General features: G+C 65.1%; 21 protein-coding genes. 10 read left to right on the forward strand and 11 right to left on the reverse strand.

Annotated elements, in window-relative coordinates; all coding sequences use genetic code 11:
- Positions 1 to 55 precede the first annotated feature (55 nt).
- On the reverse strand, positions 56 to 583 hold the full coding sequence (locus tag IAE37_RS01580; protein ID WP_201167786.1) for a GNAT family N-acetyltransferase: 528 nt from the start codon (positions 581 to 583) through the stop codon (positions 56 to 58).
- A gap of 100 nt (positions 584 to 683) precedes the next feature.
- Here IAE37_RS01580 and IAE37_RS01585 point away from each other — a divergent pair, with 100 nt between their 5' ends.
- The 6 genes from IAE37_RS01585 to IAE37_RS01610 all read left to right on the forward strand — a co-directional run bounded on the left by IAE37_RS01585 (position 684) and on the right by IAE37_RS01610 (position 4957).
- Positions 684 to 1163, forward strand: coding sequence for a hypothetical protein (locus tag IAE37_RS01585; protein WP_201167787.1), 480 nt, complete (start codon positions 684 to 686; stop codon positions 1161 to 1163).
- Positions 1164 to 1324: 161 nt separating this feature from the next.
- On the forward strand, positions 1325 to 1708 hold the full coding sequence (locus tag IAE37_RS01590) for a hypothetical protein (protein ID WP_236409720.1): 384 nt from the start codon (positions 1325 to 1327) through the stop codon (positions 1706 to 1708).
- 176 nt (positions 1709 to 1884) lie between these two features.
- A complete protein-coding gene (locus IAE37_RS01595) occupies positions 1885 to 2661 on the forward strand; it encodes a ParA family protein (protein WP_201167791.1) in 777 nt (258 codons plus the stop codon).
- 135 nt (positions 2662 to 2796) lie between these two features.
- Entirely contained in the window at positions 2797 to 3552 is a 756-nt protein-coding gene (locus tag IAE37_RS01600; protein ID WP_328822673.1) for a hypothetical protein, read from the forward strand.
- A gap of 110 nt (positions 3553 to 3662) precedes the next feature.
- Complete coding sequence (gene aroQ / locus IAE37_RS01605; RefSeq protein WP_201167796.1) at positions 3663 to 4112, forward strand: type II 3-dehydroquinate dehydratase; 450 nt, start codon at positions 3663 to 3665, stop codon at positions 4110 to 4112.
- Positions 4109 to 4957, forward strand: coding sequence for a shikimate dehydrogenase (locus IAE37_RS01610; RefSeq protein ID WP_201167798.1), 849 nt, complete (start codon positions 4109 to 4111; stop codon positions 4955 to 4957). Before aroQ ends, IAE37_RS01610 begins: the two co-directional genes overlap by 4 nt.
- Positions 4958 to 5014: 57 nt before the next feature.
- Here IAE37_RS01610 and IAE37_RS01615 read toward each other — a convergent pair whose 3' ends face one another.
- Entirely contained in the window at positions 5015 to 5551 is a 537-nt protein-coding gene (locus IAE37_RS01615; protein ID WP_201167800.1) for a thioredoxin family protein, read from the reverse strand.
- Complete coding sequence (locus tag IAE37_RS01620; protein WP_201167802.1) at positions 5541 to 5816, reverse strand: DUF2790 domain-containing protein; 276 nt, start codon at positions 5814 to 5816, stop codon at positions 5541 to 5543. The genes IAE37_RS01615 and IAE37_RS01620 overlap by 11 nt, the downstream gene beginning before the upstream one ends.
- A gap of 219 nt (positions 5817 to 6035) precedes the next feature.
- On the opposite strand from IAE37_RS01620, the gene IAE37_RS01625 reads away from it, so the two are divergent.
- The 3 genes from IAE37_RS01625 to IAE37_RS01635 all read left to right on the forward strand — a co-directional run bounded on the left by IAE37_RS01625 (position 6036) and on the right by IAE37_RS01635 (position 8802).
- Positions 6036 to 6776 (forward strand): response regulator, encoded by a 741-nt coding sequence (locus tag IAE37_RS01625; RefSeq protein ID WP_201167815.1) that lies wholly within the window; start codon positions 6036 to 6038, stop codon positions 6774 to 6776.
- Entirely contained in the window at positions 6773 to 8059 is a 1287-nt protein-coding gene (locus IAE37_RS01630; protein WP_201167818.1) for a sensor histidine kinase, read from the forward strand. The genes IAE37_RS01625 and IAE37_RS01630 overlap by 4 nt, the downstream gene beginning before the upstream one ends.
- A 254-nt stretch (positions 8060 to 8313) precedes the next feature.
- Positions 8314 to 8802, forward strand: coding sequence for an HvfX family Cu-binding RiPP maturation protein (locus IAE37_RS01635; protein ID WP_201167821.1), 489 nt, complete (start codon positions 8314 to 8316; stop codon positions 8800 to 8802).
- Positions 8803 to 9050: 248 nt separating this feature from the next.
- Here IAE37_RS01635 and IAE37_RS01640 read toward each other — a convergent pair whose 3' ends face one another.
- The 7 genes from IAE37_RS01640 to IAE37_RS01670 all read right to left on the reverse strand — a co-directional run bounded on the left by IAE37_RS01640 (position 9051) and on the right by IAE37_RS01670 (position 20205).
- A complete protein-coding gene (locus IAE37_RS01640) occupies positions 9051 to 9758 on the reverse strand; it encodes an HvfC family RiPP maturation protein (protein ID WP_201167837.1) in 708 nt (235 codons plus the stop codon).
- Entirely contained in the window at positions 9751 to 10584 is an 834-nt protein-coding gene (locus IAE37_RS01645) for an HvfB family MNIO-type RiPP peptide maturase (RefSeq protein ID WP_201167840.1), read from the reverse strand. Before IAE37_RS01645 ends, IAE37_RS01640 begins: the two co-directional genes overlap by 8 nt.
- A gap of 73 nt (positions 10585 to 10657) precedes the next feature.
- Entirely contained in the window at positions 10658 to 11098 is a 441-nt protein-coding gene (locus tag IAE37_RS01650; RefSeq protein WP_201167843.1) for an HvfA family oxazolone/thioamide-modified RiPP metallophore, read from the reverse strand.
- A 142-nt stretch (positions 11099 to 11240) separates the two neighbouring features.
- Positions 11241 to 11795, reverse strand: a complete 555-nt coding sequence (locus IAE37_RS01655; RefSeq protein ID WP_201167846.1) for a DUF4174 domain-containing protein — start codon at positions 11793 to 11795, stop codon at positions 11241 to 11243.
- Between the two features lie 187 nt (positions 11796 to 11982).
- Positions 11983 to 16512, reverse strand: coding sequence for an NEL-type E3 ubiquitin ligase domain-containing protein (locus IAE37_RS01660; protein WP_201167849.1), 4530 nt, complete (start codon positions 16510 to 16512; stop codon positions 11983 to 11985).
- A 78-nt stretch (positions 16513 to 16590) separates the two neighbouring features.
- A complete protein-coding gene (locus tag IAE37_RS01665) occupies positions 16591 to 18951 on the reverse strand; it encodes a DNA polymerase II (protein WP_201167852.1) in 2361 nt (786 codons plus the stop codon).
- 63 nt (positions 18952 to 19014) lie between these two features.
- Complete coding sequence (locus IAE37_RS01670; RefSeq protein ID WP_201167855.1) at positions 19015 to 20205, reverse strand: MFS transporter; 1191 nt, start codon at positions 20203 to 20205, stop codon at positions 19015 to 19017.
- A gap of 115 nt (positions 20206 to 20320) precedes the next feature.
- Here IAE37_RS01670 and IAE37_RS01675 point away from each other — a divergent pair, with 115 nt between their 5' ends.
- Positions 20321 to 21232 (forward strand): LysR family transcriptional regulator, encoded by a 912-nt coding sequence (locus tag IAE37_RS01675; RefSeq protein WP_201167858.1) that lies wholly within the window; start codon positions 20321 to 20323, stop codon positions 21230 to 21232.
- On the opposite strand, the gene IAE37_RS01680 is transcribed toward IAE37_RS01675, so the two are convergent.
- Complete coding sequence (locus tag IAE37_RS01680) at positions 21213 to 22133, reverse strand: LysR substrate-binding domain-containing protein (RefSeq protein WP_201167861.1); 921 nt, start codon at positions 22131 to 22133, stop codon at positions 21213 to 21215. The genes IAE37_RS01675 and IAE37_RS01680 overlap by 20 nt on opposite strands.
- Between the last annotated feature and the right edge of the window lie 24 nt (positions 22134 to 22157).

Genomic DNA, 22157 nt, shown 5'->3' on the forward strand with positions numbered 1-22157 from the left:
TAAATGTACCCAGGACGGTAAGGCAACCGGAGCGGGAGCGAAATAAACGCGTTGATCAAGACGCCACGGGATGTTCGGAATTTTCCGATGCGAGTCGCCTTTCCATGTGCGTGGTCTGCCAGACCGGATCCGCCTCGACATCGACAACCCTGAAGCCCTGCTGCTCCCAGAAGCGGATCGCCCCGGGCAGGAACGGATGAGTGTGCAGGTACAGGCATTCGACGCCAGCGGCGCTGGCGTGCAGCCTGAGCGCCTCGAACAGTGCAGCGGCCAGGCCATGGCGGCGATAGGCAGGCATCACGAACAGGCGCACCACTTCGACCACCCGCTGACCGTGATAATCCAGCTGGGCGAAACGATGGTCGTACGGCAGGTAGCCGATTGCCGCGATCAACCGGCCCTGGTCGCGGGCCACGAGAAAATGGCCAGCGCCATCGAGGTAGGTGTCGGCAAAATGCGCCAAGTCCCTGGGCAATGGGCTATCGGCCAGCAGCGGAAACAGCTCGCGCCGCGCCGTGTCGACGAACGCGACGGTCTCGGCCGTGGCCTCGCGGGTGGGTACTTGGATGATCCAGTCAGGCATGGCAGCACGCATACAGTTGAGTCGACCCCGTTCTACCCCAGGCAATGCGCCGGTGCAAATCGGTATAATCGCCCCATTCACTCCCTGCCCAGGCCATCCCATGCCCCGCTTGCCGAAGTTGCTGCTGCCCCTGCTGATGTTCACTGCCCTCGCCGCCTGCGACCAGAAACCCACCCGCGAGGAACAGATCCTGGCCAAGCTGCCGTTGCAGGATGCCTACGAGCACAACATCGGGCGCATGGCCGCCCTGCTGACCCGCACCCACCCGCAGCTCGACCAGCAGCAGATCGAGGCTGTGCTGCGCAAGCACCTCACCGTCGAGGACCAACGCCAGGACCTGTTCAAGCTCTACAGCGAAAAGAACTTCAGCGATGCCGAGTTCGCCACCATCGTCGAAGCCACCCAGGACCCGGCCAAGGCCCAGGCCCTGGAAGACACCGACGAAGGCAAGCGGCTGAGCGAAAAACTGACCACGCTGATGCGTGAAACGGCCAGCGATGCCAAGGTGCAGGCACTGGCCGAACAACGCATGCAGCAGGTCGAGGACGAGCTGACGGCGCTGGAGAAAGCCGGTTCCTGAGTCCACGCCAACGGTGGAACCACTGGACAACCCTGGCGTTCTACCGGCAATGCCTGGCCGGGTGAGAAAACCTGCCCGTCCGTCGCCGCCATCGCACCGCCCCCGCTTGCCCTTTGCCGAACGCAGGTAATCACCCATAAAGGACATTCACCATGAAGCGGATGACCTCTCACGCTCTGCTGTTGGCCTTGTGCCTGGGCAGCAGTGCGCCGATGGTACTGGCAGCGACCGACATGAACGACCCTGGCAATGGCAGCCACGGCATGGGCACGGGCACCATGAACGGGGGCACGGGCGGTGCCACCGGCTCGGGGACGCCTGGGGATGCGACCGGTAGCGGCAACAGCACCGACCGCAATGGCACCGATAATACCGGAGGCGATGGCACTACCCAGGGTCCTTCCACCGGCAATGGAAACATGGGGCCGGGCGGTGTCGGCAATGGTCCCAGCAATGACAATGGCATGGGCAATGGTAATGGCACCGGAACAGGAACAGGGACCGGGACTGGATCCGGCGCAACGGGCGGTGACGGCGGCAGCTAGGCCCTCACGCGGCGCATGGCACGGGCTATGCCCGTGTTCGCGGGGCAAGCCCGCTCCTACAGGCAGGGTCTGGTATGCGGTCCATGCTAGTTGTAACAACCCTTGTCATAAAACTGTCGTCTTATGGTCATAGGATTGCCTGCAACCTGACATTTCCCATTCACGGAAGAAGTCCCATGCGTCGTGTCGTATTCAATCAAAAAGGTGGCGTAGGAAAATCGAGTATCGCTTGTAACCTTGCCGCGGCCAGCGCTGCCGAAGGTTACCGCACGCTACTGGTGGATCTCGATCCGCAAGCCAACGCCACCTACTACCTCACCGGCCTTACCCACGACCAGATTCCCCCGGGCATCGCTGACTTCTTCCGCCAGACCCTGTCGCCGGTGACCGCTGCGGGCAAGAAACACCGTGCGCACATCACCGAAACGCGCTACGACAACCTTCACCTGATCACCGCCAGCCCCGACCTCAGCGACCTGCAGAGCAAGCTGGAAAGCAAGTTCAAGATCAACAAGCTGCGCAAGCTGCTGGTGGAGCTGGGCGAGGACTACGAGCGTATCTATATCGACACCCCGCCCGCGCTCAACTTCTACACCTTCAGCGCCCTGGTCGCCGCCGAGCGCCTGCTGATCCCGTTCGACTGCGACAGCTTCTCGCGCCAGGCATTGCTCAGCGTCATGGCCGAGGTCGAGGAACTGCGCCAGGACCACAACCCCAACCTGCAGGTCGAAGGCGTGGTGGTCAATCAGTTCGCTGGGCGTACCGCACTGCACCAGACCCTGGTAGATCAGCTGCGCGGCGAAGGCCTGCCAGTGCTGCCGGTATACCTGAGCAGCTCGATCAAGATGCGCGAGTCGCATCAGGTCTCGGTGCCGCTGGTGCACATGGCGCCGCGGCACAAGCTGGCCCAGGAGTTTGTCGATTTGCTCGATGCGCTCGAACGGGCGGCGTGAGCAGCATGCTCAAGGCCCACGATCTCTGTTACCGCTTCCTACAGTAATGGCGGCCCAGTCCTAGATCCGCATCCTCGATACTGTGCGCCCTGCCGGCACATGAAGCGCCGGCAACAGGCATACCGAGGAAACCCCGTGATCGAATCGCGACATTACGCAGGGCTGGCGGTCGCTCTGCTAGCGCTGACAGCCTGCCATGCAGCCCCGCCACGCGCCATGGAACCCGCCGAGCAAACCTTCAGGGCCGGCATGATCGAGGCTTTGCACCGCAGCATCCAGCAAGCCGACACTGGCGAGCAGATTGGCGCCGTCTTGCTGCATGTCGTGCTCGACCGCCGCTCCGCCCCCCTCGAATGCAAGGCCACCAGGGCGCCGGCCAAGTACCAGAGCAAGATGCCCAGCGACGTGCCCCCCAGTGATTTCCAAGCGCTCGCCAGCGTGGTCGAAACACAGTGCCGCAAGGCCATCTACCCGCTTGCACCTGCCAATGCGCAGAGTACCGAGGATGTCGTCGACGTCATCGCCCCGTTGATGCTGATGCTTCCCTCGGAGGCCCAAGCGACCAGTACCCCTCGACGACAGGCCAACGCGCGAAGGGACTATTTCTGGAAACACCTGCTACGCGATCAACCGATCAGCAGCATCGGCACGGCTTCGGTGTATTGGCGGGCGAACGCCGAAGGCCAGGTCGATGGTTGTCTGGTGCAACTTCACCCCCATCCGCTGCGGGCCGCGGAGTTCCGCCTCGATGGCGATTTTCAGGCCCGCCTGAGTAACCGGTGCATGGCCTTGAATCTCAGTGACCTGCCGTACTTCTCGGTGGATCAGCAGGGTTTTGCCGAGGGCTACAGCGAGCTCGACTACGCGCCCTGGCGCGTAGGCCAACCATAGATATCCGATAATCGCCCACTTTCCAGGGGGCGGTCTTTTGCCTAATTGACGAAACTAACCAGATAGTACAAAGATAAGCGCATCCAACAACAACAAAGGCGCTGTTTGCCATGAAGCCCCTTATCCTTGTCCTCAACGGCCCCAATCTCAACATGCTGGGTACCCGTGAACCCGCCCAGTACGGCCACGAAACCCTCGCCGACCTGGGCCAGCGCTGCGCTGACAGTGCCAGGGCCCACGGCCTGGAAATCGAGTTCCGCCAGACCAACCACGAAGGCGAGCTGATCGACTGGATCCACGCCGCACGTGGCCGCTGCGCAGGCATCCTGATCAACCCTGGCGCGTGGACCCACACCTCGGTGGCCATCCGCGACGCCCTGGTCGCCAGCGAGCTGCCAGTGATCGAAGTGCATCTGTCCAACGTGCACAAGCGCGAGCCCTTCCGCCACGTATCGTTCGTGTCCGGCATCGCCGTGGGAGTGATCTGCGGCCTGGGTAGCCAGGGCTACCGCATGGCCCTGAGCTACTTCGCCGAACTGCTCAAGGAGCAGGCCGCATGAACCACCCTGCCATTCTCGCCGGCCTCATCGGCCGCGGCATTCAGCTGTCACGCACCCCTGCCCTGCATGAGTACGAAGGCGATGCCCAGGCCCTGCGCTATCTGTACCGGCTGATCGATGCCGACCAGCTGGGCGTCGACGACAGTGCCCTGCCGCGCTTGCTCGACGCCGCGCAGCACACCGGTTTCACTGGGCTCAACATCACCTACCCATTCAAGCAGGCGATCCTGCCACTGCTCGACGAACTCTCGGATGAAGCGCGTGGCATTGGCGCAGTGAACACCGTGGTGTTCAAGGAGGGCAAACGAGTCGGCCACAACACCGATTGCCTAGGCTTCGCCGAAGGCCTGCGACGCGGCCTGGCCGACGCGACGCGGCGCCAGGTGGTGCAGATGGGCGCCGGCGGCGCGGGTGCTGCGGTGGCGCATGCCCTGCTCAGCGAAGGCGTCGAGCGGCTGGTGCTGTTCGAGGTCGACGTCGCTCGGGCACAGGCCTTGGTCGACAACCTCAACGCACATTTCGGCGCGGGCCGCGCGGCGCTCGGCAGCGACCTGGCCAGCTCCCTGGCAGAGGCCGATGGCCTGGTCAATACCACCCCGGTCGGCATGGCCAAGCTGCCCGGCACGCCGTTGCCGATCGAACTGCTGCATGCACGGTTGTGGGTCGCCGAGATCATCTACTTCCCGCTCGAGACCGAATTGCTGCGCGCTGCCAGAGCCTTGGGCTGCCGGACCCTGGATGGCAGCAGCATGGCGGTGTTCCAGGCGGTGAAGGCGTTCGAGCTGTTCAGCGGCCGCCCTGCGGATGCCCAGCGCATGCAGGCACATTTCGCCAGCCTCGGCTGAATCGACGTCACCCCCGGTCCGCAGAGATACCGCGTGCCGAGGGTGCCCCCCTGCTCATCAACCGTGCTCATCGAGCAAGGCCTCGATCACTTTTTCCTGCCCGTCGTAGTCGCCTTCACCGAAATGCACATGGCGCACCTGCCCCTGTCGATCGACGAAGTAATGAGCCGGCCAGAACTGATTGCCCCAGGCGTTCCACACCCGGTGATCGTTATCCACCGCCACCGGATAATCGATCCCCAGGCTCGCCACCTTGCCCTTCAAGGTGCCGACATCATGCTCATAGTCGTACTCCGGCGTGTGCACGCCTACCACCACCAAGCCCTGGTCGGCATAACGACGCGCCCAGTCATTGACGTGCGGCAGGCTGCGCTGGCAGTTGATGCAGTCCCACGTCCAGAAGTCCACCAGCACGACCTTGCCCTTGAGTTGCGCAGCGTCCAGCGGCGGCGAGTTGAGCCAGCCGCTGGCCCCCGCGAGCGATGGCATGGCGCCGTAGCTGTCACGCGCCATCAGCTGACTGGCCAGGCCCAGGCCCAACAGTGCCAAGGCCACGCCACCCGCAGTGAGCAACCTCCGGCGCTCAGCTCTCATGGCAACCACCGGTGGCGTAGGTGCGGTACTCGATGCTCTGCGCATGGCCCTTGGAGTCGAGGTAGTCCATGCGCGTGTTGACCAGGCCGCAGGCATTGCTTTGCTCGTCCTGGACCGACAGCACCTTCTGCACATCCAGCTTGTCGCCATAGCGGTACTGCATCGCTGCGGCCTGCGGCGAGGGGGCGCTGGCGGCCTGGGCGGTAACGGCAGCAATGCTCATCACGGCAAGCAGGCTGGCGCTGGCAAGGGTCTTGAAGTTCATGGCATCTCTCCTGTGCATCGTTGGGGTGTGGGGAGGTTCGCTCCCCGGTCGAGAGCCATTTCACGCCCGGCAGGTATCGCCCATGTGTCTTCAAGCCCTGTGATGTGCTTCCTCCTGTATCTGTACGCGAGCCAGATACACTGCAATACAAAGCCACGCAGGCACGGGCGCGAACGCTCGGTACACTGCGCCCAACCCACCCATACAGGAAGGCAACGCATGGATCACGTCGATCACATCCTGATCGTCGACGACGACCGCGAAATCCGCGAGCTGGTCGGCAACTACCTGAAGAAGAACGGCTTGCGCACCAGCATCGTCGCCGACGGCCGGCAGATGCGCGCCTTCCTCGAAGCCAACAGCGTCGACCTGATCGTCCTCGACATCATGATGCCCGGCGACGACGGCCTGGTGCTGTGCCGCGAGTTGCGCGCCGGCAAGCACCGCAACACGCCCGTGCTGATGCTGACCGCGCGCAACGACGAGACCGACCGCATCATCGGCCTGGAAATGGGCGCCGACGACTACCTGACCAAACCCTTCTCGGCCCGTGAGTTGCTGGCGCGCATCAATGCCGTGTTGCGCCGCACGCGCATGCTGCCGCCCAACCTGACCATCAGTGAAAGCAGCCGCCTGCTCGGTTTCGGCCAGTGGCGCCTGGATACCACCGCCCGTCACCTGCTCGACAGCGAAGGCACCCTGGTGGCACTCAGCGGGGCCGAGTACCGTTTGCTGCGGGTGTTCCTCGACCACCCGCAACGGGTGCTCAGCCGCGAACAGCTGCTCAACCTGACCCAAGGCCGCGAGGCGGATATCTTCGACCGCTCCATCGACTTGCTGGTCAGCCGCCTGCGCCAGCGCCTGGGTGACGATGCCCGCGAACCGGCCTGCATCAAGACGGTTCGCAGCGAGGGCTACGTCTTTTCCCTGCCCGTGCAGTTGCTCGAGTCGCCGTCATGAAGTGGCCTTCTACCCTGGCCTCGCGCCTGGCACTGATCTTCTTCACCGGCCTGGTGCTGGCCTACGGCCTGTCGTTCAGCCTGCAGGCGTACGAGCGCTATGTCAGCAGCCGCTCGATGATGCTCAGCAACCTGGAGCTGGACGTGTCCACCTCGGTGGCCATCCTCGACCGCCTGCCGGCCGCCGAGCGTGCCGCCTGGCTGCCGCGCCTGGAACGCCGCACCTATCGCTACCGCCTGGACGATGGCCTGCCAGGCGACGCCATGCCCAGCGGCGATCCGCCCATGGCCGCCGAGTCCATCGTCAAGGCCATCGGCAGCGATTACCGCCTGACGTTCCAGGAGATTCCCGGCCCCAATGCGCATTTCCAGGCGCACCTGCGCCTGGCCGACGGTGCTCCGCTGACCATCGACGTGACCCCGAGCCCAGTACCGACGGCACGCTGGCTGCCCCTGGTGCTGCTGATCCAGCTTGCCGTGCTGTTGTTGTGCACCTGGTTGGCGGTGCGCCTGGCGATCCGCCCGCTGACCCGCCTGGCCCAGGCCGTCGATGACCTCGACCCGGACAAGCCAGGGCTGCAGCTGGATGAAAGCGGCCCGCGCGAGGTGCGCTACGCGGCGCTCGCCTTCAACGCCTTGCAGGCGCGCATCGCCGCATACCTCAAGGAGCGCATGCAGCTGCTGGCGGCGATCTCCCATGACCTGCAAACCCCGATCACGCGCATGAAACTGCGTGTCGAAGTCATGGACGACGGAGCGGAGAAAGACAAGCTGTGTCACGACCTTGATGCCATGGAGCATCTGGTGCACGAAGGCGTGGCCTATGCCCGCAGCATGGACATCAACACCGAGGCGCCGTGTCGCATAGACCTCGACGCGTTTCTCGACAGCCTGGTGTTCGACTATCAGGACAGCGGTGCGCGGGTCGAGCGCCAGGGCAGCAGCGCGAGCTTGCTGGAAACACGCCCGCACGCCCTGCGCCGGGTGCTGGTGAACCTGCTGGACAACGCATTGAAGTTCGCCGGTTCCGCGCAACTGGAGGTGGCCACGGAACAGGGCCGCACGGTGATCCGCGTGCTCGACCAAGGCCCTGGCATTCCGGGCGCCGAGCTGGCCGACGTGGTCAAGCCGTTCTACCGGGTGGAGAGTTCGCGCAATCGCAGCACTGGCGGTACCGGGCTGGGCCTGGCCATCGCCCAACAGCTGACCCAGGCCCTGGGCGGTCGCCTGACCCTGAGCAACCGTGCCACCGGTGGGCTGTGCGCACAGATCGAGTTGCCATAGCCCTGCGCTTCGAGGCACTACCTGGGATACGTCTACAAACCGATACACAACCCGCCCGCCGCCGACACACTGCAGATACCCCACCCCAGCACACTCCCGGTCACACCACCACAACCGGGAGACTTCACGATGCCCCCCTCACCCTGCCCTCCGGCTGGAAGCTGTTCGCCGCCATCGCATTCAAGCTCACCGCCAAGCTGGCCCAACGCCGCCGCGTCGCCAGCACCCCACTGTGCTGAAAGGAGACACTGGAAATGCAAGCATTGACCCGCACCCTGAACAACGTCGACCGTCTCGGCACCTGGAGCGCCGACTTACCGCTGCGGCTGTTCCTGGCCTGGGAGTTTTTCGAATCCGGCTGGGAAAAGTTCAACGGCAGCAACTGGTTCACCGACATCCAGGGTAACTTCCCCTTCCCGTTCGATGCACTGCCAGTGGAGCTGAACTGGCAACTGTCGATGTGGGCCGAGCTGCTGTTGCCGTTACTGCTGTTGCTGGGCCTGGGCACGCGCCTGGCTGCGGCCGGGTTGATGGTAGTGACCGTGGTGGCGATCGCTGCGGTGCACTGGCCGGCACATTGGTCGAGCCTGGGCGAACTGGCCCGGGGGTATTCGATCAGCGACCAGGGGTTTGGGAACTACAAGCTGCCGCTGATCTACCTGGTTGCGTTGCTGCCGTTGCTGCTCAAGGGCGCGGGGCGGCTGAGTCTTGATCATTGGCTTAGAAGGCGGGTGGCTGCCTAGTGTCCGACTGGAGTTTGGTGTGCACGCGTAAATCGAGCGCCGCCCGCGCGGCGCTTCGCGGGTAAACCCGCTCCTACAGTTCGTTTCGGACCAGTCATGCCAGTGAAATCCCCTGGCGAATCACACGGCTGGCAACCATGGCCTGTCAGGCATGGCACGTTGCAATAGATGTAGGAGCGGGTTTACCCGCGAAGCGCCGCGCGGGCGGCGCTCGATCTGGTAGGCGCCATCAATGGCATGGCGGTCTCCTACGCATCCAACCCCGTACCAATGACCACGCCCTGCGCCCGCAGGCTTTCCAGCAACGCCAAACCAGGTCCAATCTCCGCGCCAAGCGCGAGCAAACGCTCGCGGCCAGTACCACGAACCTGCGCCAGTAACCGATAAGCCAGCGGCGTCAGGCGGGCGAAGCGCACCTTGAAGTCGGCATCGCGATACACCAACAGCAACGTCGGCACCTCAGGTGGAGTCGCCGCCTGGAAACCCGGGCCAATGCACTCGACCGGCCACTGATAGGCCAACACCCTCGCGGTGCACGACAACAACGGCTCGCCTTCGAGCAGGTCCCCCTCTGGCTGATGCAGGGGATCTTCGGCATCGCTCAGGTACAACTGCGCCTCGACCCACTCATAATGGGCCAGCTCAAGCTGCCAGGGCTCATCGAGCTCGACCGCTTGCAGGTAATCGACAAAGGCCCCGGCAACTTCGCTGAACAGTGGCGTCTGGCTGCGGTAGTTGGCATAGAAATCGTGCACCCGTGCCTGCCAACGCTGCTGGCCCAATGTGTCGCGCATCACCGGGAAACTGCCGGCCAGCAACCCTTCGATATTGCCGAAGAACAGCTCGCGGTAGACCTTCAAGCGCCGCGCTTCGATGCCAGGTGGCGGGGCGTGCCGGTCCGGGTCGCGCAAATGGCGGGCCAGGGTGAATTGCTGATCGTGCAACCGTTCAGCCATGACGGAGCCCTCCCACCGCCTGCTGCACGGCACGAATCCGCGCCGTCTCCTCGAGCAATTCGGCCAGCGGCGGATAATTGAAATCACGCTCCAGCACCGTCGGCTGCGCGCCAAAGCGCTCGCAGGCGATGGCGAACAAGCGCCAGACATCGTCGCGCACTGGGGCACCGTGGGTGTCGACCTTCAGATCCGGCGCTTCGTCGTAATGCCCTGCGACGTGCATCCCAGTGACCCGCCCCAATGGCAGCCCCTGGAGAAACGCTTCGGCGTCGTAACCGTGGTTGCAGGCATTTACGAAGACATTGTTGACGTCCAGCAGCAGGTCGCAATCGGCTTCGTCGAGTACCGCCCGGATGAACGCCAGTTCGCTCATCGCCTGGTAGGGCGCGGCGTAGTAGCTGATGTTTTCCACGGCGATGCGCCGCTGCAAATGGTCCTGGGCTTGGCGGATCCTGGCGACCACGTGATGCACCGCCTCTTCGGTGAAGGGGATCGGCATCAGGTCGTAGAGGTGGCCATCGTCGCTGCAGTAGCTGAGGTGTTCACTGTACAGGCACACCTGGTGGCGATCGAGGAACTGTCGCGTCTGCTCCAGCAGCCCGATATCCAGAGGCGCGCTGCCACCCAGCGACAGCGACAAGCCATGGCACGCCAGCGGAAAACGCTCGGCCAGGCAGGCCAGCCCCTGGCCGTAGGCGCCACCGACGCCAATCCAGTTCTCCGGCGCGCACTCGAGAAAGTCGACGGCGCCGGCCTCCATGGCCAGCAGCTGCGCCATCAACCCCCGGCGCAGACCCAGGCCGGTAAACAAGGATGTCGTATTCATCACAAAGGCTCCAGCAAGCACGACGCCCCACCTGGACTCCAGGCGGGGCGTCGTAGGGGTTCATCGGTCAGGATCAGGTCGGGTCGACCAGGTGACTGAACAGGTCCTTGGGCATCGGCTTGCCGTTGGCCTGGTAGATGGCCTTGAGATGGTCGTAGGCCTCCTGCTCGGAGATGAAGCCATCGTGGTTGCTGTCGATTTTGTCGAAGTCGGCCGCACGATCCTTGGCTACCGCGAGAAACTCCTCGCGTGACACCTTGCCGTCGTGGTTGCTGTCGGTGCGGGCGAACGAAGCGTCGCCACACTTGCCCTCGCCGCATTTGCCTTCGGCCTGGGTGGCCTTGGCGCCGCCACCGCACTTGCCCTCGCCACACTTGCCCTCACCAGCGGCCTTGGCCGAGGCCAGTTGATAGCCTTGCGACAAAGGCTCGACGGCGAATGCGTTGCTGCCAATCGCCATGCTGCCGATCAGCGCGGCGCCCAGCAGGCCCAGCGTGTTCCGTGGGTTTTTCATGGTGTTGCTCCACTGTGGTTGGAAAGTGGAGCCATTAGGCCGCGACGGTGTATCGACGATGTATCGCGCAGGCCCGGGTTTTGTGTGGCACTGCATCATCGATGCGCCTGGATACATTGCGATACAGGCGCATCGGCGGCGATCAATCGTCCAACGGCTTGGGCGGCGCAGCAGGCTTGGCCGGCTTGGTTGGCTTGCTTTCCTTGGCCTTGGGCTCGGCGACCGGTGCCGCCACCGGTTCGGCGGCGGTCATGGCCTTTTCGCTGGCGGGCAGTTCGTCGACGGCCTTGAAGATCACCTGCGGGTCGATCTTGTCACCGCTATCGTCATCCTTGAGCACATGGCGTTCGCCGTCCTTGCCCACCAGGATCACCTTGGTGCCCTTGCTCGCGCCGAGCTTGAGTTCGCGGATCAAGGCCATGGTGGTCTGCTGCTCGAGGCTCTTGTCCTCACGCTTGCCGACCATCTTCGCCACGCTGTACAGCACCAGGTTGCGCTCCTTGAAACCGGCCTGGGTGGCCGGGTCTTTCAGCGCCTCCTCCAGCCCGCGCAAGGTCGGGTCGGCGCTGCTGGGTGCGATCACCACGAGGGGCCTGGCCTTCCCCACTTCCTTGGCCAGCGGTGCATCACTGTCGGCTGCGAACGACGGCCCGGCAATTGCGAGCAGAGTGGCGAGGGTCAGTGACCGAACGAGCATGCGCATCTCCTTGTTTTCCCGATAAACCAAAGACTGCGGATCAGGGAGAAAGATCCGCGCTGCGAGCCTAAACCAGCCGGCCAGGCTTACGCTCGCGGCAAAGGTAACATCCGATTTCCGCGCCTTTTGCCAGAAACGGCCTGCACCTTCTTCAGGCATGACTGGCTTCTGCACAGAGCATAGCCCATCAAGGCCCAGGCGCGGCCGGTGCTTCACCCGGGCCGGCAGGCAGCGGCGAGAGTTCACCGAGGGCCTGCCGGGTCAACCTGAGCATCAAGGCACGCCGGGCCACGTCGCGCTCGCGCTGGACCTCGTTCATCTGCTCCAGGTAGCGCCCTTCCGGCAGGGTTTCGACAGCTGTCATCAAGGTGTCGACGCGGTCGTGAAACCCCACATCGAGCGCCTCGAAACGCTCTGCATGGGCCTGCAGCAGGTATTCGCGCCAGAAGTCCCGATCGACCAGCGACTGGACAAGCCGCTCCACGGTTTCCTGGCTCAGGACCTCCGCGCGGGCGAGGTCGACCTGCGCCGAGCTCAATCCGGCGGTCTCGGCGAACAGCATGTCGCCTGGTTGCGCCGGCAACGCCAGGGCCTCGCGCAGGCCAATGCGGTAGGCGAGCATTATTTCGATCTGATCGGGGTCGGCACCGCCGGCACGGCGCGTGGTGTAATCGCGCTCGGCGATCCGGTCGACCTGCTCCAGCCGCCACAATTGTCGCCCCAGGCGCAACAGCGCCGACTCCTCGCCACCTGCCTGGGCATCGTAGCGCGCCTGCCACACCAGCAGTCGCAGCTCCAGATCGCTGAAGGCCAGCGCGGCGCTGTCCTGGCAGGTCACCGGCAAGCCCGCCTGGGCGAACAGCTCGATGCTCAGGCTTTCGTGTGCCTCCATCGCCGCCAGCATCGCGAACACGCGGCTGGCCAGGGCGACCGGCTGCTGCTGGAAGTCGGCGGTTTCCAGCAGGCGACTCAGTAGCAGAAAAAAGTCCGACGCCTCGGCCTGCGACTCAAGGTCGTCCCAGAACATCGCCTGCTGGGTCCGCGCCGTGCTGTCGGCGGCATCCAGCCAGCGCTGGCGGGTCGCCGTCGGCTCCAAGTCACCTGTCAGTTCGGCCGACCAGCCATGATCGCGCATGAAGGCCTCGAGCCGTAGCGCGTCGCCTTCAGGCAAAGGGTTGCCTTCCAGGCGGACCGCGGCACTTATCCATGCAGGGGCGCGATAAAAACGAGCGGGAACGCGGGTGATGTCGTTGTCACGCAAGTCCGCCAGGAGCAATTCGAAACGCCCGAACAATCCGTCCGGCAGGACGGCCAGACCAGTGGCGCGCAAGTACAGATGACGCAGGCGCGCCATGCGTTGCACGGAGAACACTTGGCCGAGCGGGTTATAGGACAGGTTGATGTACTCCAGGTGTTCGAGGTTGGCGAGCATCATGCTTTGCCCAGCATCGAGGACGATCTGGTTGCCGAACAGGTCGAGCTGGCGAAGCAGGGTCAATTGCCCGAGCCCTGCGGGTATGCGGTCAAGCCGGTTGCCCATCAACTCGATGATACGCAGGGTACGAAAGGCGCGAAGGAAACCGGCAGGAATCTCACTGATGCCCATCGCCATCAGCGAAAGCTCACGTACGTGTTCGAAATGAACCTGTTCCGGCAGATCCGGCAATTGTTCCACTGTGAGGTTGCGTATGGTCAGGCGAAAGGCCCCTGGCAGCGTCGCGTCGGTATCGTCGGCACGGCGTTGCCAGCAACGCTGCAGCGCCTCGGCGAACGAATGCCGGTCGGCCCGTTGCAGCCTGCCGACTGCCTGCCGGGACCAGGTGTGCAGGCTGCGGCTGAGCGTCTCCAACTCGGAGGCAAGACGCACCAGTTCTGCTTCGACCTGGCGCCCCAATTGCCGGACCTGGGCCAACCAGCGTTGCACCTGCGCATCATCGAACGCAGGATACAGCCCACGCACCGTCGCATAGAGCCCTGCGCTGCGTCCGCGCCCACGACCGCTGAGCGGATAGCCGAGACGTCCACCCTCCAGGCGCTGCGGCGCTCGGAACCAGCGCGGCGGCGATACCGGCTCGAACAGCGCCGTCAGCTCCGCCCTGCGTGGGCCGGCCAGCGTCCGTAGCAAGCCACGCAATTCGCCAGCGTCTGTCGCCAACGGCGCTGCCAGGGTCTGGAACAATTCGCCAGGGCCCGCCAGGAGTTGCCCACCCGACAGTATCCGGAACTGCCCCGCGTGATGGATCACGTCATACGCCACGCCACTGTGCTCAGCGCCGGCCTCCATCAGCAATGGGCCCTGCGCCGAACCCTCGAACAAGCGCCAGCGAATACCCGGTACGCCAGCCTCCAGGTACAGGACGACACGTGCAAGGTCGGCAGTCTGCGGCGCTTCGAGGTAGAACCCTTGCAACGCCCTGGCCAGCCGTTGCTGGCGCGCACTGGCGCGGGCGGCCTGGGCAAGCGCCGGCGGCACGCGTCCCAGGCCGGACACTGCCTGGCGGTCGGCAACCTTCGCCGCACGCAACAGCTCGCTCGCCCCGCGGCGGTGCAGGCTTGGAAAGATCCGGCGCAACGTCGCGCTTGCAGCATCCTCGGCTGGCTGGCTGGCCTGGTAGAGCGCATCGAACCAGGCACGCCGATGCACCGTCGCTTGCGCGGCGTCCACCCCTTGCGTGCCTGCCACCGCCTGCAACAGCTGCAGGGCCTGCGGGTCGTCCACGGCGCGCCCTGCCTGCAAGGCATCGGTCAGCTCGGCCAGACGCCGGTCGATGACGAAACGCTCCACGCTGTCGATCAAGCCGGCCTCGGGCGCCTGCCCGTGCACGTGCCAGGCACGCAGATGGTCGGCGTCCAGGCCATGCACCCACATCACCTGCTCGATGCGCTGTTCGTCCAATTCGGCGCAGACCCCACCCAAACGCCGGAACATGCGTGGTGTATCGGCCCACTCGGCAGGTTGCTCGCACCACAAGCGCCAGGCACCCGCGCCGTTGTGGCACAGCGACGGGCTGTGACCGTCACGCGACAGCAGGTGCCAACGGCCATCGCTGACACGTTGGGCGACCGGATAATGATGGCCGTCCATCTCGATCCAGGCTCGCTCGGCCAAGCGGTACACGCCCGCCTCGTCACGCAGGGCCTCGGCCGGTGGCGCAGCGACGCGGTAGGCCGTCACGTCCGGCTGCCACAGCTTGCGCATGCCCGAGTCCAGATGTGCCGGCACCATGTCGTCGACCCAGCGCGAACGGCTCCAGGCATTGCGCGCCATCGTGAAACCGGCCGCAGTGGCAGCCAGTACCGCCACATCGGTGGCGACGTTCACCACGTGCTCCAGCGCCTCGGCCGAGTCCCCCTCATGCCAGGCATCGACACCGTGATACACCTCGCGCAGCAACTGCCAACCGGCATAGCCCAGCAGTGCGAGGCCCAACCCAGGGACGAACAGACCGGCCAGGTTGAGCAGGGTCCAGCCTTCGGCCGCCAAACGCTGGTCGTGCGCTTGCTGCACCTGCCTATCGAGCGCCGCGGTCGGGACGGCGAGCATCGCGGCATCGTCCATGATCTGGGCGATGCGGTCGTTGCCCAGGGTGTCGAACACCGGTGCCGGGCAACTGCGCAGGCGTTCACGCAAATCGGTATTGGCCAGGTCGGAAAGCCCCTCGTAGCCTTGGTCCACGGCAGAGAAAAACGCCTGGCTGTCGCGGCGCCGGACGAACCGGGCGAAGAAACGCTGGTAGTCCGCGGTACGCAGGTGCTTGCCCAGGGCATTGGCAAAACCGCGCAGGTCAGCATGCGCACGCCAGGGCGAATGCGGGTCGCCGGGAATGTGCACCAGCACTCGCGTGCTGGAGGTGTACAGCGGGCTGAGGCGTTGGTCGCGCACATCCAGCACGAGGATCTGCTCCAGGGCGCAGCCGAGCATTTCCAGACGCTTGATCTCGACCGGGTTGCCATCGAGCTCGAGGGGGCCACGCAGGCTGCACAATTCGACCAGCAGCCGGTGCTCCGCCGGCGTCACGTGGCCCTTGAGCAGCGCCACGTGGGCGTCGACCAGCATGGTATAGCGATGGCCCCTGGCGAACAGCGACAACACCCTTCTGCGCCCCTCGCCCTCTGGCTCGGAGGGCAGCGACGCAGGTTGCAGCACCCCACGCAGGTGGCTCTGGTACGCCTTGCCCAGGTCGAGCCTGCGGCACAACAGCGCGAAGCCTGCCGACGTCGGCAGCGGTTTCTCACCCTCCTGCGCCCCGCCAGCCGATGCGCCGACGCGCTCCAGACGGTTGCCGACCAGTTGTCCCCCTGGCGTGGCGTCGTCCGGGGTGAAATTGCGCCAGGCGGCCTCGAGCAGCGACCGCTGCATATACACCGCCCGCGTTACCGGGTAACCGATCGGCTGGGGGGTCACCACCGGCTCGCGATGCCCCCAGCGCTGAACGACGCCCGCCAGGTTCACGCTTTCGCCGACGGCCTGGTCCAGCGCCTGCTGGAGCAGAGGCTGGGTAAACGCGGCGACGTCCTGGATCGCGCCGAGTACCTCGCTGACGCGCTGGTTGAAATACAGGCTGAGGCTCATCGCATCCCCCAGCTCGCGCAACTGTTCGACACTGGCGGCTCGTAGCCAGTGCGGTATGCGCTCGGCGATCAGCCGGTCCTGGAAGGCCTGCTCTTCGGTGGGTGGTACGGGTACGCTGTCATCGAATCGGTCGTCGCTGCTCATGGTGCGGTGCCTCCTGCGCAAAAACCCAGGCTAGGCGCCTCGCTGTTGCAGGCTGCGGTGATGATCTACCACCCGCGCTCAGAACAGGCTCAACTGCTGGTCGATCAACGCCTCGAACTGATCGCCGACCATCGGCAGGATGGCATCGGCCACCGGTTGCAACTGGCGACTGAGGTAATGCTGGTAGTCGATGGGCGAGCGCCGGTCTTCCAGGGGTTCAGGGCCGGCGACGGTAATCACGTAGCTGATCCAACCGCCGTTCTGGTACTGCCGGGGCCGCCCCAGCTGGCGGTTGTAGTCATCGGCCAGGCGCGCCGCACGCACATGCGGCGGCACATTTCGCTGGTAGTCGGCCAGGGGCCTGCGCAGGCGCTTGCGGTAGATCAGCAGTTCATCCTGCTCGCCGGCCAAGGTGCTGCGCACATATTCCTTCAGGTACTCACGGTACGGCTGGCCGCGGAAGATCCGGCCATACAGTTCCTGCTGGAACTGCCGAGCCAGCGGCGACCAGTCGGTGCGCACCGACTCCAGGCCCTTGAACACCATCTCATCACCGCCATCGGCACGCTGCACCAGGCCGGCATAGCGCTTCTTGCTGCCCTCGTCGGTGCCCCGGATCGTGGGCATGAGAAAGCGTCGGTAATGGGTCTCGTATTGCAGCTCGAGGGCACTGGCCAGGCCCATCTCCTGCTGCAGGTGCTCGCGCCACCACTGGTTGATCTGCGCCACCAGCTGTCGGCCGATGCTGGCGGCGGCTTCCTCGTCGTGGGCCTGTTTCAACCAGACGAAGGTGGAGTCGGTGTCGCCGTAGATCACATCGAACCCACTTGCCTCCACCAGGGCGCGGGTCTGGCGCATGATCTGGTGCCCGCGCAGGGTGATCGACGAAGCCAGGCGTGGGTCGAAGAACCGGCAGCCGCTGGAGCCGAGCACGCCGTAGAACGCGTTCATGATGATCTTCAGCGCCTGGGACAACGGTGCGTTGCCTGCGCGCTTGGCCGCTTCACGGCCCTGCCACACGTCTTCGACGATGGCCGGCAGACAATGCTGGCTGCGCGAGAAGCGCCCGCCACGAAAGCCCTCCACCGAATGCGCGTCATCCGGCTGGCGCAGACCTTCGACCAAGCCCACCGGGTCGATCAGGAAGGTGCGGATGATCGAGGGGTACAGACTCTTGTAGTCCAGAACCAGCACCGAGTCGTACAGCCCTGGGCGCGAGTCCATGACGAAGCCACCGGGGCTGGCTTCGTCGGGACGGCTGCCGAGGTTGGGCGCGACGAAACCCAGGCGGTGCATGTGCGGGATGTACAGGTGGCAGAACGCGGCGACCGAGCCACCGCTGCGGTCAACCGCCAGGCCGGTGACCGAGGCCCTTTCAAGCAGAAACTCGAGCAGCCGGGTGTGCGCGAAGATCCGCGTGACCAGCTCGCAGTCCTTGAGGTTGTAGCGAGCCAGGGCAGGCTTGTCCTCGGCGAACATGCGGTTGATCTCGTCCATGCGCTGGTACGGCGTGTCGATGGCCTTGCCCTCCCCCAGCAACGTCTGCGCGACGTTTTCCAGGCTGAACGACGGGAAGCTCCAGGTCGCCGAGCGCAACGCCTCGATCCCATCGATGAGCAGCCGCCCTGGGGCATCGGCGAACACATGGCCGCGGTTGGCGTGGCTGCGCAAGGTCATCGGTGCGCCGTTACGCCCCAGTGCCAGGGGCATGTCCAGCTGCCGGGCATGCTCGTGGAGGATGCGCAGGTCGAACTGGATCAGGTTCCAGCCGATGATCGCATCCGGGTCGTGGCGGGCCAACCACTGGTTCAGGCATTCGAGCAACGCGGCGCGGTCTGCACAGAAGTGCAGGTCGAAGTCGACCTCGGCGGCCTGGTCACCAGGCGCCCCGAGCATGTACACCTGGCGCTGCCCGCATCCTTCCAGGGCGATGCTGTACAACTCACCGCGCTCGCTGGTCTCGATGTCCAGCGACGCCAGGCGCAACGGCGGGCGATACCCCGGTGAGGGTTTGAGCTGGGCATCGCACACCACGCCTTCGCTGTCCATTCGCCCGGTGTAGTGCACTGGGGCGGTGATGAAGCGCTCCATCAGGTAGCGTTCCGGCGGACGGATATCGGCTTCGAGTACGTCGATGCCGGCGCTGCGCAGGCGTTGCTCGAGTTGCAACAGCTGGCGGTACTGGCGGCAGTACAGGCCCAGCACCGGGCGCTGCTCAAAGTCGCGCAGGCGCAACGGCTTGAGTTCGGCCCCAGGCTCATCGCCCAGCAATACCTTGGCATGGGCGGCCTGTGCCTGCGGCAGGAAGGCCACCGACTCCTGGGGCGCCAGGCGCAGCAAGCGTGGGCCCTGGTCGGTGGCGAGCCAGAACTCCACGCAGGTGCCCTGGGGCGTATCGTGCCAATGCCGGGTCAGGACAAAGCCCTGCTGCAACTTCACTGCGGTGTTCCTCGAAGCGCCCTGAGGCAAAAAGGCGATTCTACCCCAAGGCGCCACGCCAGGTTATCGCGCCCCGGCGCTGAAGCCCGCGTGCCTTCCGGCCCAGGCCAGCATCCAGGCCAGCGCGATGAACACCAGCACCACGGGCACGAAGGCCTCGACCCCAGCACCGCTGAGCAGTAAACCTCCGATGATGCCACCCAGGGCGATCGCGCTGTTCCACACCGTGACCAGCATCGACTGGGCCACGTCGCCGCCTTCGCCCGCCGTATCGGCGCAGGCGGTCTGCAACAGGGTAGGCGCGCCCCCGTAGGTCAGGCCCCAGAGCGCCACGCTGAGGTACACCCAGAGCGCACTGGTCTGGCCCAGCGCCAGCGTGGCCAGGGCAAAGGCGCCGAGGCTGAGCAGCACCAGCGGCCGCAGGTGACGATCGACCAGCACCCCGACCAGGCCGATGCCCGCCAGCGCCGCGAGACCGAACACCATCAGCACCGGGCCGATCTCGGCGGCCATGCCGGCAGCGGCCAGCAACGGCACGATATAGGTGTAGAGGATGTTGTGGCCGAGAATCCACGCCAGGATCACCAGCAGTACCCGCGCCACCCCGGGTATGCGCAACACCTGGCGCGCCGCCGGGCGTCGGCCCGCGGCATGGCCTGGGTAGTCGGGCACCGCACGCAGCACCCAGGCCACCAGCAGCAACGCCGCCAGCGTGACCACGGCAAAGGTGGCACGCCAGCCCAGGCCGGCGCCCAACCAGGTGGCGATCGGCAGCCCCAGCGACAGGGCAATCGGCTGCCCGAGCATGGCCACGGCCATCGCCCGCCCTTGCTGGGCCACTGGCACCATGCGCCGGGCATGCCCGGCGATCAGGCCCCAGGCCAGGCCCGCCGCAGCGCCAGTTAGAAAGCGCAAGGCCAGGGTCAGGGTGTTGTTCGACGACAACGCGGTGAAGCCGTTGAACAGAACGAAGCCGAGGATGGCCAGCAACAGCGCACGGCGCCGGAACCAGCCCTGGGTCAGGGTCACCAATGGGATCGCCGTGAGCAACGAGCCCAACGCATAGGCGGTGACCCACTGCCCGGCCATGGCTTGGCTGATGTGCATGCCGCCGGCGATCTGGTCGAGCAGCCCGGCCGGCAGGGTTTCACTGAGAATGGCGATGAAGCCGGTCATCGCCAGGGCCAACAGGCCGCTCAGGGGCAAGCGGCCGGTGCGGGTGTCGGACACGGGCGCGGCAGAGGTCTGGGACATGGTGCAAGCCTTGTGGGAAATTCGGACGGCCAGTCTGCAAGGGCAGGCATTACGGAAAAAGACGGGTAGTATTCCACTCACCCAGGACATTGGTGTCCGCAATCAGGAGTGGCGCATGGACAGCCTCAGCGGCTTCGTGGTGTTCAACCGGGTGGCCGAGACCCGCAGTTTCGTCGCTGCCAGCCAATCGCTGGGCATCAGCGCCTCGGCGGTGGGCAAACGCGTGGCGCGCCTGGAGAGCCGCCTGGGGGTGCGCCTGTTCCACCGCAGTACCCGGAGCATCACCCTGACTGCCGAGGGCCTGCTGTTTCTCGAGCGCAGCCGGCGCATCCTGGCGGAAATCGAGGCCACCGAGCAGGAATTGTCCCAGGCCAGCGAAACACCACGCGGGCGTCTGCGCATCAGCCTGCCTCAGGTGACCGGCCTGGTGATGCCAGCACTGGCCGATTTCATGGCGCTATACCCACAGGTCGAACTGGACCTGGAGTTCACCGACCGCATGGTCGACATCGTCGGCGAAGGATTCGATGTGGTGATGCGCGGGGGGCAGCCGCAGGACTCGCGGCTCAATGCCAAGTTCCTCGGCCATTTCCAGCATTGCCTGGTGGCATCGCCCGCCTACCTGGACGAACGCGGCACGCCGCTGCACCCACGTGATCTTGCCGCGCACACTTGCCTGCACTACCGCTTTCCGAGCAACGGCAAGCTGGAAACCTGGCCATTGCGCCAGGACCACCCCGAGCAGTCCCACGACATCCCCATCTCGATGGTCTGCAACCATGTCGAGACGCGTATCTGCTTCGCCATCAACAACCGCGGCATCACCTGCCTGCCGGACTTCGCCGTGCGCCGCGAACTGGCTGCGGGCACCCTGGTCAGCGTGCTCGACGACTTCATCGAGCGGCGCGGCAGCTTCTACCTGCTGTGGCCATCCGGCCGCCAGGTACCGCCGAAGTTGAGGGTGTTCATCGACTTCATGCTCGAGCGGGTATTCGCCGAGTACGGGGTCAGTCGTAGAGGTAGTTGATGTCCTTGTAGGCCAGCGGTGGGACCTTGCTGACCAGGTAATCGCGCAGCTTGAGCATCTGCCGTGCCTTGGGGCTGGACTTGAGCCAGGTCATGTAATAGCCGTCACCGGTCGCCACCGCGTGCTTGAACGGCGTGACCAGGCTGCCTGCCGCCAGGTCGGCACTGGCCAGCGCCAGGTCGACTACCGAGATGCCCAGGCCCTGCTGCGCCGCCGAGATGCCCTGGTCGAGGGTATCGAACACCTGGCCTTTGTCGATGCTGATGTCCAGCGCGTCCATCCGCGCCAGCCAACGCCGCCAGTCACGCCGATCCGGTGAGGGATGGAGGAATTCACACTGGCGCAGGTCGGACAGTTCCGGCTGGGCCTGGGCCAGGTAGCCCGGATGGCACACCGGGATCAGCCATTCGTCGAACAGCTTGAAGCCCTCGACATCGGCGGAAAACGGCCCGTTGCCCAGCAGGATCGCGCAGTCGTAAGGCTCGGAGTAGAAGTCCACGGTGTCGATGTCCATCCACACGCTGGACAGTTGCACGCTGCAGTTGTCGTCGAGCTTCTTGAAGCCGTCCAGGGCCCGCAGCAGCCAGCGCACGGTCAAGGTCGAGGGCGCTTTCAGGCGCAGGCCATAGCGGTCCTGGCGCAGCAGCGCGCAGGCGTTCTCGATGATCTTGAAGCCGACCTTGAGCTCCTGGGCCAGCAACCGGCCGTGCTCGGTCAGGCGCAGCTTGGGGCCACGCCGCTCGAACAGGTCGCAACCGAACATCGACTCCAGTGTCTTGATGTGATGGCTCACCGCACCCTGGGTCAGTGCGAGTTCCTCGGCCGCACGGGTGAACGAGCCGTAGCGTGACGCCACCTCGAAGGCCCGAAGGGCATGCAAAGCCTGAATCCGTTCCGACATGACGCCCTCGAAGCATGAGTAAGA

It is taken from the genome of Pseudomonas sp. S31 (assembly GCF_016648105.1).
Lineage (GTDB): Bacteria > Pseudomonadota > Gammaproteobacteria > Pseudomonadales > Pseudomonadaceae > Aquipseudomonas.